This is a genomic window from Novacetimonas hansenii (assembly GCF_014843995.1).
Lineage (GTDB): Bacteria > Pseudomonadota > Alphaproteobacteria > Acetobacterales > Acetobacteraceae > Novacetimonas > Novacetimonas hansenii.
The window spans coordinates 671,641-684,409 of the sequence record NZ_CP062147.1 but is presented as its reverse complement, the minus strand read 5'-3'; the positions used below and the strand labels follow the sequence as shown (position 1 = coordinate 684,409).

14 protein-coding genes are annotated in these 12,769 nt (G+C 62.3%); 5 read left to right on the top strand and 9 right to left on the bottom strand.

Annotated elements, in window-relative coordinates; translation table 11 throughout:
- Positions 1-205: 205 nt before the first annotated feature.
- The 4 genes from IFJ82_RS02920 to IFJ82_RS02905 are packed head-to-tail and all read right to left on the bottom strand — an operon-like array spanning position 206 to position 1,835.
- A complete protein-coding gene (locus tag IFJ82_RS02920) occupies positions 206-637 on the bottom strand; it encodes an NUDIX domain-containing protein (RefSeq protein ID WP_048858946.1) in 432 nt (143 codons plus the stop codon).
- A 12-nt stretch (positions 638-649) separates the two neighbouring features.
- Positions 650-1,039, bottom strand: coding sequence for a DUF2171 domain-containing protein (locus IFJ82_RS15675; RefSeq protein ID WP_225578754.1), 390 nt, complete (start codon positions 1,037-1,039; stop codon positions 650-652).
- A 25-nt stretch (positions 1,040-1,064) separates the two neighbouring features.
- On the bottom strand, positions 1,065-1,325 hold the full coding sequence (locus tag IFJ82_RS02910; RefSeq protein ID WP_081256634.1) for a CBU_0592 family membrane protein: 261 nt from the start codon (positions 1,323-1,325) through the stop codon (positions 1,065-1,067).
- Between the two features lie 30 nt (positions 1,326-1,355).
- Positions 1,356-1,835, bottom strand: coding sequence for a hypothetical protein (locus tag IFJ82_RS02905; RefSeq protein WP_052955174.1), 480 nt, complete (start codon positions 1,833-1,835; stop codon positions 1,356-1,358).
- Positions 1,836-2,083: 248 nt separating this feature from the next.
- On the opposite strand from IFJ82_RS02905, the gene IFJ82_RS02900 reads away from it, so the two are divergent.
- Positions 2,084-2,440, top strand: coding sequence for a zinc ribbon domain-containing protein YjdM (locus IFJ82_RS02900; protein WP_062810017.1), 357 nt, complete (start codon positions 2,084-2,086; stop codon positions 2,438-2,440).
- A gap of 888 nt (positions 2,441-3,328) precedes the next feature.
- Here IFJ82_RS02900 and IFJ82_RS02895 read toward each other — a convergent pair.
- Positions 3,329-4,720: a GntP family transporter gene (locus IFJ82_RS02895; protein ID WP_003621720.1), complete on the bottom strand. Its 1,392-nt coding sequence runs from the start codon at positions 4,718-4,720 to the stop codon at positions 3,329-3,331.
- Between the two features lie 360 nt (positions 4,721-5,080).
- On the opposite strand from IFJ82_RS02895, the gene IFJ82_RS02890 reads away from it, so the two are divergent.
- From IFJ82_RS02890 to IFJ82_RS02880, 3 genes are all read left to right on the top strand, one after another.
- On the top strand, positions 5,081-6,631 hold the full coding sequence (locus IFJ82_RS02890; RefSeq protein WP_192265552.1) for a Hint domain-containing protein: 1,551 nt from the start codon (positions 5,081-5,083) through the stop codon (positions 6,629-6,631).
- A 477-nt stretch (positions 6,632-7,108) separates the two neighbouring features.
- A complete protein-coding gene (locus IFJ82_RS02885) occupies positions 7,109-8,728 on the top strand; it encodes a Hint domain-containing protein (protein ID WP_192265550.1) in 1,620 nt (539 codons plus the stop codon).
- A 517-nt stretch (positions 8,729-9,245) separates the two neighbouring features.
- Positions 9,246-9,473, top strand: a complete 228-nt coding sequence (locus IFJ82_RS02880; protein ID WP_003621715.1) for a hypothetical protein — start codon at positions 9,246-9,248, stop codon at positions 9,471-9,473.
- A 199-nt stretch (positions 9,474-9,672) separates the two neighbouring features.
- Here the strand turns inward: IFJ82_RS02880 and IFJ82_RS02875 are convergent, their stop codons facing one another.
- The 4 genes from IFJ82_RS02875 to IFJ82_RS02860 form a co-directional block, all read right to left on the bottom strand.
- The gene (locus tag IFJ82_RS02875; protein ID WP_139312542.1) at positions 9,673-9,921 is read right to left on the bottom strand and encodes a hypothetical protein; all 249 of its coding nucleotides are present in this window, start codon (positions 9,919-9,921) and stop codon (positions 9,673-9,675) included.
- Between the two features lie 256 nt (positions 9,922-10,177).
- The gene (locus IFJ82_RS02870) at positions 10,178-10,549 is read right to left on the bottom strand and encodes a hypothetical protein (protein WP_064305511.1); all 372 of its coding nucleotides are present in this window, start codon (positions 10,547-10,549) and stop codon (positions 10,178-10,180) included.
- A gap of 121 nt (positions 10,550-10,670) precedes the next feature.
- Entirely contained in the window at positions 10,671-11,375 is a 705-nt protein-coding gene (locus IFJ82_RS15670) for a surface-adhesin E family protein (protein ID WP_225578753.1), read from the bottom strand.
- A 53-nt stretch (positions 11,376-11,428) separates the two neighbouring features.
- Positions 11,429-11,803, bottom strand: coding sequence for a hypothetical protein (locus IFJ82_RS02860; protein WP_192265549.1), 375 nt, complete (start codon positions 11,801-11,803; stop codon positions 11,429-11,431).
- 367 nt (positions 11,804-12,170) lie between these two features.
- Here IFJ82_RS02860 and IFJ82_RS02855 point away from each other — a divergent pair, with 367 nt between their 5' ends.
- Complete coding sequence (locus tag IFJ82_RS02855; protein ID WP_003621705.1) at positions 12,171-12,740, top strand: TetR/AcrR family transcriptional regulator; 570 nt, start codon at positions 12,171-12,173, stop codon at positions 12,738-12,740.
- Positions 12,741-12,769 lie beyond the last annotated feature (29 nt).

Sequence of the window (12,769 nt, the reverse complement as noted above, 5' to 3'; positions counted from 1 at the left end):
CTTCAGGGGCTTTGCCCCCGAACCCCCACCAAAGGGTATTACCCTTTGGAAACCATGACTTCTTAAACAGATCAGGGTGCAGGGATCGTGATCCCTGCCGGGTCCGGGCAGAGCCCGGAGGCTGCATCTGTTATAAGTGCAGCCTTCAGGGGCTTCGCCCCCGAAACCCCCACCAAAGGGTATTACCCTTTGGAAACCATGGTTTTCAGGTTTCCGCCAGTGCGCGCAGGGCGACCTGTGTGGCGAGTGTCAGCGGGGTGGGCAGGTCATCCAGCGCGAACCAGCGGACGGCCGACAGGGCGTCAGGTTCACATAACAGCGCCCGCGCCGAGGTGATCGGGGTCGCAAGATAGACAGGCGCAACCCAGTGCGACGCATCTTCGCGCGCGGTGGCCGGGGTGATGTGGTTCACGACACATAACAGGCGTGACAGGCGGACCACCAGGCCGGTTTCCTCCGCCACTTCGCGCCGGACGGCGTGTTCCACCGTTTCCATCCACTCCACCTTGCCACCCGGCAGGCCCCAATGCCCGGCCTCTGGCGGGCGGCGGCGACAGACCAGCACGATGCGCCCATCGCCACGACGCACCAGCGCGCCACATCCCACGCGCGCATCCGCCACACCCTCCCGCGCCATCGCGCCATACCCTCAGCGCGTGGGGGTATAGGACTGCACATCCTCGATCGTATGATTCAGCACAAGGCGCTTGTCATCAATGGAGGCAACCCAGTCCGCCGGGATTTCGAACATGCTTTCGGCGGGACCATCAACCGTCACCTGGATCATGCCATTGCCTGTCACCGCGCTTAATGTCCCGACGCGGCCACCTGCGGATGCCATGACGTCACGACCTATCATCTGTTGGGTTACATCAGCCATGTCATGTCCTTTCATATCAATGCCCGCGCCATGCCCATCCCGCCGGGACGCATGCCCCCACCGGTCCGGTGGGGCCGGCGCATCGCCTGTCATGGCCACGACAGGCAGGCCCGGCATCATGTTTGCGGTAAAGCCGACTGTACCGGCTGCCGCCGCCAATCACAACCCTGCCGGGCCACGCACGCTATTGCCGCATCCGACGCCACATCGCGGCAATGACGCCGTACAGGCTAACGCTGCTCCAGAAGGCTTCGATGCACAGTGACGGCATGTTGAAGTGAACACATAACGAGGCCATCACCATCAGGCTGCCGCACAGATTACCCAGGGGATAGGCCACGCCCGTCGTGTCGATACGCCCGCGCAGGCTGAGGTAATATTGCACCACGATCACGATCGACCCGACGAAACCGATGCTGTCGGCCGCGATGTCCATGCCCGTCATGCCCCACCCCACGCCTGACGCGCCGGCACGTCAGTTGACGCCGTACTGCTTGCGCTGGTTCATCTTGGTGTTCAGCTTCTCGTTATACGTGTGATAGCTGCCCTTGGGCGCGCATCCCATTTCCTCCAGGTCCTCCAGATGGACGCTGTCATTGATCCAGCCATTGACCTCGGCAAAGGGGATGACGGCAGGGATGGGACGGTTGGCGAACACGATCGGCTCATCATGGCCGACGACATAACCGAACTGCGCGAAATGGGCGCCCCGGGCCGGGGTTTCGGCCACCTCGCCACACACCACGCCCGCACCATCGGCATCATGGGCCGCAAGGTGGCGGAACCGTGCATCGTTCGGGTGTTTCAGGGTGGCGGCGACCTTTTTCATTGCCTCTGCCGCGCCTGCGACATGGGCGTCACTGCCGTCCAGCACCGTCTGCGCCGCGCACGGACCGCCCGGCACACCAGCAAGAGCCGCGCCAAAAACCGCCGCCAGTATCATGGCCTTGTACATCTGTCGTTTCCTTCCTGCCCTGGACCTGCGCCGTGGAATATCCATCGCGATCGGGCCAGGTGCGTGCCCCTTGGTGCCTGCCTTCGCCGCCTGGGGTCAAGCATCGGGATGGTTCCTTTTTCAATTGTATTACGTTTGATAATATTGTGGAAAATATGTGCGTCATGGCCGCCGCGACCGGCGGGCAAGCGGTGCGAAGGCCGGGTTTATGGTATGGCTGCGGCCATCTGATGATGACGAGGACGACAATGAACACCGACCCGAAATGCCCGCAATGCGGCTGTGCCCATGCCTATCCCGATGGTGGCCTGTGGATCTGCCCCGAATGCGGCCATGAATGGAACCCGCAGGCCGCCGCCGACACGGATGCGGATGCTGCGGCGCAGAACGTGGTGCGCGACGCCAATGGCACCCCCCTGTCCGATGGTGACAGCGTGACCGTCATCAAGGACCTGAAGGTCAAGGGCGCGTCCTCCGTCATCAAGGGCGGCACGAAGGTCCGCAACATCCGCCTGGTCGATGGGACGGACGGGCATAATATCGCCTGCAAAATCGGCGGGATCGGGGCCATGAACCTGAAATCGGAATTCGTAAAGAAAGCCTGATCCCGTATTTGGCCTGAAGGCTGCATTTATAACAGGCGCAGCATCCGGGCGCTGCCCGGACCCGGCAGGGAGCACGATCCCTGCACCCTGATCTGTTCGAAGGGAGTCATGGTTTCCAAAGGGTAATACCCTTTGGTGGGGGTTCGGGGGCAAAGCCCCTGAATGGCACACTTATAACAGGCGCAGCATCCGGGCGCTGCCCGGACCCGGCAGGGAGCGCGCTCCCTGCACCCTGATCTGTTCGAAGGGAGTCATGGTTTCCAAAGGGTAATACCCTTTGGTGGGGGTTCGGGGGCAATGCCCCTGAAGGCCGCACTTATAACAGGCGCAGCATCCGGGCGCTGCCCGGACCCGGCAGGGAGCGTGCTCCCTGCACCCTGATCTGTTTAAGGGGAGTCATGGTTTCCAAAGGGTAATACCCTTTGGTGGGGGTTCGGGGGCAAAGCCCCTGAATGGCACACTTATAACAGGCGCAGCATCCGGGCTCTGCCCGGACCCGGCAGGGAGCACGCTCCCTGCACCCTGATCTGTTCGAAGGGAGTCATGGTTTCCAAAGGGTAATACCCTTTGGTGGGGGTTCGGGGGCGAAGCCCCTGAAGGCCGCACTTATAACAGGCGCAGCATCCGGGCGCTGCCCGGACCCGGCAGGGAGCATGCTCCCTGCACCCTGATCTCTTTAAGAGGTCATGGTTTCCAAAGAATAAGTATAAAAGTTTTTGGTGAAGCTTTTTTCAAAAAGCTTCATAAACCCCTACGTTTTCCAAAATATCCGCACTGCGGCTATGCGGCACATGACCCGGCCTGCGTGGCCGCACAGGAAGACGGGCCAGCATCATATTGCCATAACCCGGCGCACTACGCCCTGCCCCGCCTTGCGCGCAATGCCGCCTAGAGCGCCATCCACATCAGCGCCGTCCCGGCAAAGGCGGTCAGGGCGGCGATACCGGTCATGACGGTCCAGCTTGACAGCCCTTCCCCCACACTCAGCCCCGCCATGCGGGTGACGATCCAGAACCCTGCGTCATTGACATGTGACAGCGCCATCCCCCCGGCCCCCATCGCCAGCGCCAGCAGCGCAAGGTGCGTCTGGTCCAGATGCAGCCGCGTAATCAGCGGCCCGACAATACCCGCCGTCGCCATCAGCGCCACCGTCGTCGGCCCCTGCGCGACGCGCAGGATCATCGTCATGACGAAACACAGCGCCAGCACCGGCAGCCCCGCCGCCGACAGCATACCGCCCAGCGCATCGCCCACCCCGCTTTGCACCAGCACCTGCGCGAATGCGCCGCCCGCGCCGGTAATCAGGATAATCCCGGCGGTGGACGGCAATGCCGCCGCCAGCACGTCCGACACGGTGGCCAGCGCCATGCCACGCCGCAACCCCAGCAGCCACGCACACATCACCACGTCGATACCCAGCGCGACATACGGAATGCCCGCAAACGCGATGACAGAGCGCACGGCCCCCGCCGCCATCATGTCCGACGCCAGCGTGCCCGCGATCATCAACACGACCGGCACACCGATCACCAGGGCGATTTCACCGGGATGGACCGGCCGCGCGCGCACGGCGGCAACCAGGCACGCATCGGCGGCGGAGCCATGGTCGGGATCGGTGGTGGTGCCCGCCTCCTCCACAATCGCGCGGATATCGGGCGCGCAGCCCAATGGCCGCGCCATGACCGGGCGGGACAGCACATAGGTCAGCGCCACCGAAAACGCCGCCAGCGGCAGGCCCAGCATCAGCACCCGTCCCGCCCCGACACCCAGCGCGCCGCCCACGGCCACGGCCCCCGGATGTGGCGGCAGCAACGCATGCACCGTCAACATCGTCACCGCCATCGGCACGGCGAACATGGCGGGCACACGCCCGGTCTGGCGCGCCATGCCATAGACAAGGGGCATGAGCATGATGACGCCCACTTCGAAAAACACCGGTATCCCGACGCCAAAGGCCGCAACCACGATCGCCAGCGGCACATGCGCCGCCCCCGCGCGCCGCACCAGTGCCTGCGCCACCGCCTGCGCGCCCCCCGACAGGTCCACCATCCGCCCGATCATCGCACCCAACGCCACGATGATGGCGATATGCCCGATGGTCCGGCCCAGCCCGCCCTGTATTGCATCGGCCAGGCGGGCGACCGGCGTGCCCGTCAACAACGCCACGGCGGTCGCCACCAGCAGCAGCGCCAGGAACGGATGCACCCGCCCCATCACGATCAGGGCCAGCAGAACGGCAATTGCCCCCGTTCCGATCAGGGCCAGCATAATGGGGGTCATACGTGTTCCTGCGCAGAATATGGCCTGCCCCGTCACGACATGGGGCGGGCAAGGGGACGTAATCAGTCCCCTTTATCATGGATCACCACCCCCGCCGCAAGGGGGATCGCACCCCGACGGCACACGCCAATCCCCCACCCGCTTCCCCTGCGCGCATTGGGGCGGAACCGCGAAAACAGCCATGTCAATGTCGCAGGGCGCAAATGCTTTGTAATATAATGTCTCATATTGTATCTGTTATAACATAATTTGGGATTCGCATCCGGTCCCGCGATCATTGGTCGTTCCACGCCTCCTGCTCCATGCCCGTTCCGTCATGAAGTTGCTGGAAAGACCGCACCGGCACAGGAATTTGGGCAAATGGCACAGAACTATATTGATTACAGCAACAAGAGTTATTCGCTGACGACCAACAGCAACGGCTATCTCAGCAGTGCGCAGATCTTCGCGGCCCAGAACACCACGACTGATGGCAATGGCAACCTGGTCTTTTCCGTGGACAACATCGCCTCGGTCAACGCGGATGGCCCGACCACCCCCGATCCCGGCTTTACCAACGGGACACGCACCATGACGCTCAACAGCCTTTATGAAAATGGCGCCAATACCGGTTTTGTCATGGCGACGACCACGGGGACCGACGGCGGGCAGGAAAACGCCCTGCTGCAACAGACGCCGTATTCCACCAGCGACGGCACGATCCTGTACGCCCCGCCCCAGACCATGGACGACACGGTCAATGGACAGGTGGCGCAGACCGAGACCAGCGGGACGCACGGCTCGTACCTCTATTTCACGAACACGGCCGCAACCCCGATGTCGGACGCACCCTCCACCATCACCACAACCAGCAACGGCAACGATTTCACGCCCGCCACATCGGTGCCCAGCACGCCGTGCTTTACCGAAGGCACGCTGCTGCTGACCCCCCGTGGCGAAGTCGCGGTGGAGGATCTGCGCGCGGGGGATGAGGTCGTGACCGCATCCGGCGCGCACCGCCGTGTCCGCTGGCTTGGCCATCGCCGCATCCTGTGCACGGGCATGCCCGCATCACGCCGCCACATCGCACAGCCCGTGCGCATCAGCGCCCATGCCATCGCCCCCAACGTCCCCACGCGCGACGTCGCGGTGTCGCCCGGCCATGCCATCGCCATGACATTGCGCGACGGCACCGACGTGTTCGTGCCCGCCAGCACGCTGCTCAATGGCATCAGCATCACGCAGGATGACCGGGTGGAGGTCCGTTACTGGCATGTCGAACTCGACAGTCATGACGTGCTGGTGGCGTCCGGCCTTGGCAGCGAGAGCTTCATGGATGTCGGTAACCGCCATGAATTCGCCATCGGGGCAGAGGGCCTCGACCCGCAGCGCACGCCCGGACTGATCCACAGGCACGCCCTGCCCTTCCATGACGAAGGCCCCGTCATCCACGAACTGCGCGAACGTCTGCTGGCCCGTGCGCAGGACATGGGATGGCGGCCGACGCAGGATGCCAACCTGCACATGATGGCCGATGGACAACGCATTGCCCCCGTCATGGCCGGTGGCCTGACGCACTTCATCTTCCCCGCCACCGCGCGCAACGTCACCCTGCACAGCGCGACCTTCCGTCCCGCTTACCTTGAGGGCGAAACGGGCGACATGCGGGCGCTGGGCGTGCAGGTGCGTGATGCGTGGATCGGCGACAGCCGCACCGGGGGCGGGGTCGCCATCGGCGTGGATCACCCCCTGCTTGCCCCCGCATTCCATCCCGACGAACGGGATGCGGAATGCGCATGGCGCTGGACCACCGGCATGACGCGCCTGTCCCCCGAACTGTGGAACGGCCGCAGCGGCGTCATTACGCTCAGCCTGCAGGTGAACCACACAGCCCACGCACGCTGGACCCGTCCCGCCACACACGCGGCCTGACACAACGCAGGGGCACCGCCCCTGCACCCCGCCAAAGGGTATTCCCCCTTTGGAAACCGTGACTCCTTAAAACAGATCAGGGTGCAGGGAGCGCGCTCCCTGCCGGGTCCGGGCAGAGCCCGGATACTGCGTCTGTTATAAATGCGGCATTCAGGGGCTTTGCCCCCGACCCCCCACCAAAGGGTATTACCCTTTGGAAACCATGACTCTCCTTCAACAGATCAGGGTGCAGGGAGCGCGCTCCCTGCCGGGGCCGGGCAGCGCCCGGATGCTGCGCCTGTGCACGGATTCCGAAACCGGTATCAGATATGATTTGCAACAATAGATTTCATAATGTAACGGTCAAAGTCAAAGAGACCCACCTGGATATTTATTCAGCCGCAGATCCTAAAGATGCATAAAGAATGCTGGATATAATTCCTTTCAGCCGTCGCGGAATTATTTTTCCATCCGCCCGATACCGGAGAATTCGCAGAAATGGCGAACACGTATACTGATTACAAGAACACAAAATATACAACGACGATTGATAAGAACGGCAACGAAACCAGTAGCCAGGCTTTCCTTATCGACACGAACGACAATTCGGACACGTCCACAACCGCATCGTCCCCCCTGCCACAGAACAGCGACGGCAGCACGACACTCCAGGTTCAGACACTTGCTGAAGCGAACAGCGAAAATACACAGGAGTCCGGCGGTTCAAACGAAACCACCTATGATCCGGGTTTCGGGACCGGCACCCAGACGCTGGAACTGAACAGTATTTATGACAACGGCGTAAATACCGGCTTTGTCGATGCCACACTCCAAAGCCCGGAAGGCGGCACTGTGACAACGGTCTTGCAGCAGACGCCCTATTCCACCAGCGACGGCACGATCCTGTACGCCCCGCCACAGACAACAAACAACATGGATAACGGCAAGATCGTAGATACTAACCAGTCCGGCGGTTATTATACCTATCTGACGAATACGACCTATACGACGTCCAATGATGTTCCCTCCACCATTACCGCGACCAGCAACGGCAACAGCTTCACGCCCGCCACATCGGTGCCCAGCACGCCATGCTTTACCGAAGGCACGCTGCTGCTGACCCCCCGTGGCGAAGTCGCGGTGGAGGATCTGCGCGCGGGGGATGAGGTCGTCACCGCATCCGGCGCGCACCGCCGTGTCCGCTGGCTTGGCCATCGCCGCATCCTGTGCACGGGCATGCCCGCATCACGCCGCCACATCGCACAGCCCGTGCGCATCAGCGCCCACGCCATCGCCCCCAACGTCCCCACGCGCGACGTCGCGGTGTCGCCCGGCCATGCCATCGCCATGACATTGCGCGACGGCACCGACGTGTTCGTGCCCGCCAGCACGCTGCTCAATGGCATCAGCATCACGCAGGATGACCGGGTGGAGGTCCGTTACTGGCATGTCGAACTCGACAGTCATGACGTGCTGGTGGCGTCCGGCCTTGGCAGCGAGAGCTTCATGGATGTCGGTAACCGCCATGAATTCGCCATCGGGGCAGAGGGCCTCGACCCGCAGCGCACGCCCGGACTGATCCACAGGCACGCCCTGCCCTTCCATGACGAAGGCCCCGTCATCCACGAACTGCGCGAACGTCTGCTGGCCCGTGCGCAGGACATGGGATGGCGGCCGACGCAGGATGCCAACCTGCACATGATGGCCGATGGACAACGCATTGCCCCCGTCATGGCCGGTGGCCTGACGCACTTCATCTTCCCCGCCACCGCGCGCAACGTCACCCTGCACAGCGCGACCTTCCGTCCCGCTTACCTTGAGGGCGAAACGGGCGACATGCGGGCGCTGGGCGTGCAGGTGCGTGATGCGTGGATCGGCGACAGCCGCACCGGGGGCGGGGTCGCCATCGGCGTGGATCACCCCCTGCTTGCCCCCGCATTCCATCCCGACGAACGGGATGCGGAATGCGCATGGCGCTGGACCACCGGCATGGCGCGCCTGTCCCCCGAACTGTGGAACGGCCGCAGCGGCGTCATTACGCTCAGCCTGCAGGTGAACCACGCGGCCCACGCACGCTGGACCCGTCCCGCCACGCAGGACGCCGCACACGCGGCCTGACACAACGCAGGGGCACCGCCCCTGCACCCCGCCAAAGGGTATTACCCTTTGGAAACCGTGACTCCTTAAAACAGATCAGGGTGCAGGGAGCACGCTCCCTGCCGGGTCCGGGCAGCGCCCGGATACTGCGTCTGTTATAAATGCGGCATTCAGGGGCTTTGCCCCCGAACCCCCACCAAAGGGTATTACCCTTTGGAAACCATGCCTTCTTAAACAGATCAGGGTGCAGGGAGCGCGCTCCCTGCCGGGTCCGGGCAGCGCCCGGAGGCTGCGTCTGTTATAAATGCAGCATTCAGGGGCGTTGCCCCCGAACCCCCACCAAAGGGTATTACCCTTTGGAAACCATGAATTGGTGATATGGCGTTTTTCCGCCATTGTGACGCGGCCTGACCTGTGAATATGTCACAGGCGGCATTTTGCGCATTGACTTGTGCCGCATGCAGGGGCATCAGGCCCGACCGTTCATACATCGAAGTCGTTTTTGGGGGTGCCTGACCCCACCCCAGGAAGCCACGCCATGTCCCTTTCCTGCCTGCCCCGCACATCCTGCGCCACGCCCGCTGGCGTCGCATCGTCACGTGGCGTCACCGCGAACGCGCGCCCCGCACGCACCCACCGAGCCATGCGGCAGGTGCGCGCGGTCCTGCGCGACATCTGGGTTGGGCCGGTCATCGCATTGGGCAGCGTCGTCTGCGGCGGGTTCTTTACATTGCTGACACATCTGCTGGGCCACGGCGCGCCCTGATCCGTTGCCCCCGACAATGGGGCGCATATCCCTCTAATCGAGGGTTTGAAAACAACGCATTGATAAAAAACAGGAAAAGTTTCCGGGTGCTGCCTTTCGATCGAAAAAGGCGGCGTCTTCTGAAGCTTTTTGGAAAAAGCTTCACCAAAAACCTTTATGATTTCAGGATGTTATTGGGACTGACTTTTCAGACACGCCCTTAATGCAGGCCGCTGGCGCGTGGGGTGGTATCCAGCCACCCGCGCAGGATACGCCGCACGCGCACCCATGCGATGGCGCGGCGGAAATCACCTGTACTCAGGAAATAGCCCGCCCGCGTGGTGGCCACCTGCACGGCCTGCGGGCCAAGCGTCTTCAGCATATCGGATGCAAACTGCACGGGATCATCAAACAGGGCCGCATCTGGTGCCGGCTTTGGCTGTTCACGGCCTTTGGCACGTTCGATCATCAGCATCAATCCGATTCCGCCCCTGGCCGTCCATGACCAGCACCCGGCAAAGGACCCCCCGCAAGAAAACCGCCCCCGCCATGAGGACGCGGCATTGCATCCATTATGCAGCGCCAAGTGTATGTTACGGGTGGTTTCTTACGTTGATCTGTATCAAACCTGAATTTAAAAAACAACAACCCAGGGTTTAGAAGATACCCCACTGAATTCGTTGAAAATGTTCAGGTAACAGGTCCAACGCATATCGAAATAATACTTATTTCTTACTTGTTAATGACATAACGAAAAAGACCACACCAATGGCCAGCAACCCGAACAGCACAGCCAGAGGTTGCAGATACAACAAAAGCAGCACCACAAACAGCACGAACAATGATGCATATTTAAGTCGGCTGTCCTCGCCAGAGAACAGGTCATTCACCCCCATGCGGATCATCGCCAGCGCCTGTCGCGCCTGGGTTGCGGTGGGGTCCGCCATTATGACCTGAAATCCCGACGCCTCCAGCCGCTCCAGCACCGCGCGCGCCTGTGCGCGGCGGGCGGCATCATTGGTGGGCACGACCGTCGGCGCAGCACCCGGCGGCGGGGCAAGCGCATCAGACAGGGCGGCGACGATTCTGCTATCCATGGTGTTTTCCCCACTTTCACGGCGCACGATCGCCGCATTTTCACATCGTTTTCCACATTACTGACGGATTTATCCACACGGTTACCCGTATGCCTATCCCCGAAACTGTGGGTAAACCGGATCAGCGACCACACGCAATGCGTCGCCCGTCCTCCAACGACGGATCGACCGTCATTTCCCCACGCGGCACCGGCCCATCCGCCAGCTTCCGCCCCTTGCCCATATGTCCCGACCACGTGGCATAGGACAGGGTGCGATACGTATTGGCGGCGCAGTTATACATGACCGAAAACCGGACGGACGCGAACGGCAGGCCATGGCTGACCATTTCGTCATCGAAATCCTGCATGAACGTGGCAGAGGCATGATTGCCATGTACCCGGATGGAGGAACGGTCGATATATTCCGTCACCTTGTTCTGGTATGGCGGCAGTTTCTGCAACACCGGCGCGGGGTCCGTGCCGGGGACATGGGACGCGGATGCAGGCGGCGTGGTCACGGGGGGCGCGGTCACGGGGGGCGCGGTCACGGGGGCCGCAGCACCGGTCGTGGCGGCGGCAGAGACAACAACCGGGGGCACGGCAGCAGGGGAGATACGCGCAGGGGTGACGATCACTGGGGCGGCCCATGCGGCGGGCGCACCGGCGGCCGATATCATGATGGCCGACATCGCGGGGGCCATCATCATCGTGGCCCACATCACTTTTGACGCCATGGCGAATGCCACACGATCCTTCATACGCTCCTGTCTCCCTGCATGCGGTGCCAGACCGCCATGCCCGGTTGCCACCATGCCCGATTTATGCAGCCGCGTTGTATATCCCATACCGTAACCGCTTCGCATAGGGGCGATGCCGCAATGCAGCATGATGCGCGCCCTTATGCCCCCGCGATCTGGCGAAAGCGCGCCCGTGACATCTTGTCGCGAAAGATAAACAGGACGTAATAATCCTTGTGCCGTGTGCGGGTCATGGTGGCGTTGGCGTAAAATGGGAACACGTCGCACGGCCCGTCATACCCTGCGGGCACCGGGTCGGACCGCAACTGGCTGCGGACGCGAAACAGGGGGGAATATTCGTGGCTTGGCCCCGTGTTGCGACGGACATGGTACAGGTTCTTGCGAAAGCGGCGCAGACAGTCGGGCAGGACAAAGATCATGTTGCGTTCGATGAAACCGTCCACCGGGTCATGGTTGCGCAGATACTGCATGTCCGGCGTCATGTCGCAAAAGAAGTTATAGCCCCGAATAATCATCCCAACCCAAACCCGTCCTGCACGTGACCTGCACGTGACCTGCACGTGACCTGCACGTGACCTGCACGTGACCTGCACGTGACCTGCACGTGACCGCGCGCCCATGCCGTGGCCCTTCATACCATATCCGCCACCGCATATCCGTCATACCATACCCACCGCACAGAGGGGAAAGCCATGGGTGGGGAAAACCACGGATGGTGAAAACCATGGGCGGCCAACGCCATGGGGCATGAAAACCATGGGGGGTTGAAAGCCATGGGGGCGTGGTTTAATTCCATCCATATGGATTGAAACCACGCCCCTTGAAACCACACCCCGGACGGCAGGGGATGACAGCAGATGGCGACAGCAGGCAGGGAACATCATGGCGCGACCCAAGACCATCGACCGTGAAAATGTGCTGCACTGCGCCGAACAGGTGGTACAGCGTTCGGGGGCGGCGGCCCTGACGCTGGATGCCGTGGCGCGGCAGGCAGGGATTACCAAGGGCGGGCTGCAATATTGTTTCGGCAATAAGGATGACCTGATCGCCGCCCTTGTGGAACGCTGGATCGCGGCGTTCGATATGCAGGCCGCGCAATATGGTGGTCCCGATGCCTCCCCCATGGCGCGTGTGCGCGCATATGTGCGCGTATGCAGCCAGATTGACGACGCCACGCGCGCGCGCATGGCCGGGATGCTGGTCACGCTGTTGCAATCGCCCCGCCACCTGCACCGTATCCGGCAATGGTATGCCGGATGGTTCAGCCCCGCCGCCACATCCACCACGCACGAGGTGCAGCGGCTGCGCACGATGCTGTTTGCGGCAGAGGGTGCTTTTTTGCTGCGTACCCTTGGCTTTATCGACATGGCGCAGGCACAATGGGACACGGTGTTCGCCGATATCCAGACCATGATATCGCCCGCCGTTGCCTCCCCCGCCCCGGCGACATAGCGCCTGAGTGGCGTCCAACTTGCTCTTTT

Excerpts from the sequence above, each read along its gene's own strand:
- IFJ82_RS02855 (WP_003621705.1), top strand. The coding sequence starts at position 12,171 with ATGGCGCGACCCAAGACCATCGACCGTGAAAATGTGCTGCACTGCGCC.
- IFJ82_RS15670 (WP_225578753.1), bottom strand. The coding sequence starts at position 11,375 with ATGGGATATACAACGCGGCTGCATAAATCGGGCATGGTGGCAACCGGG.
- IFJ82_RS02880 (WP_003621715.1), top strand. The coding sequence starts at position 9,246 with ATGTCCCTTTCCTGCCTGCCCCGCACATCCTGCGCCACGCCCGCTGGC.
- IFJ82_RS02920 (WP_048858946.1), bottom strand. The coding sequence starts at position 637 with ATGGCGCGGGAGGGTGTGGCGGATGCGCGCGTGGGATGTGGCGCGCTG.
- IFJ82_RS02895 (WP_003621720.1), bottom strand. The coding sequence starts at position 4,720 with ATGACCCCCATTATGCTGGCCCTGATCGGAACGGGGGCAATTGCCGTT.
- IFJ82_RS02885 (WP_192265550.1), top strand. The coding sequence starts at position 7,109 with ATGGCGAACACGTATACTGATTACAAGAACACAAAATATACAACGACG.
- IFJ82_RS02860 (WP_192265549.1), bottom strand. The coding sequence starts at position 11,803 with ATGATTATTCGGGGCTATAACTTCTTTTGCGACATGACGCCGGACATG.
- IFJ82_RS02875 (WP_139312542.1), bottom strand. The coding sequence starts at position 9,921 with ATGATCGAACGTGCCAAAGGCCGTGAACAGCCAAAGCCGGCACCAGAT.
- IFJ82_RS02870 (WP_064305511.1), bottom strand. The coding sequence starts at position 10,549 with ATGGATAGCAGAATCGTCGCCGCCCTGTCTGATGCGCTTGCCCCGCCG.
- IFJ82_RS02910 (WP_081256634.1), bottom strand. The coding sequence starts at position 1,325 with ATGACGGGCATGGACATCGCGGCCGACAGCATCGGTTTCGTCGGGTCG.
- IFJ82_RS02900 (WP_062810017.1), top strand. The coding sequence starts at position 2,084 with ATGAACACCGACCCGAAATGCCCGCAATGCGGCTGTGCCCATGCCTAT.
- IFJ82_RS02890 (WP_192265552.1), top strand. The coding sequence starts at position 5,081 with ATGGCACAGAACTATATTGATTACAGCAACAAGAGTTATTCGCTGACG.
- IFJ82_RS02905 (WP_052955174.1), bottom strand. The coding sequence starts at position 1,835 with ATGTACAAGGCCATGATACTGGCGGCGGTTTTTGGCGCGGCTCTTGCT.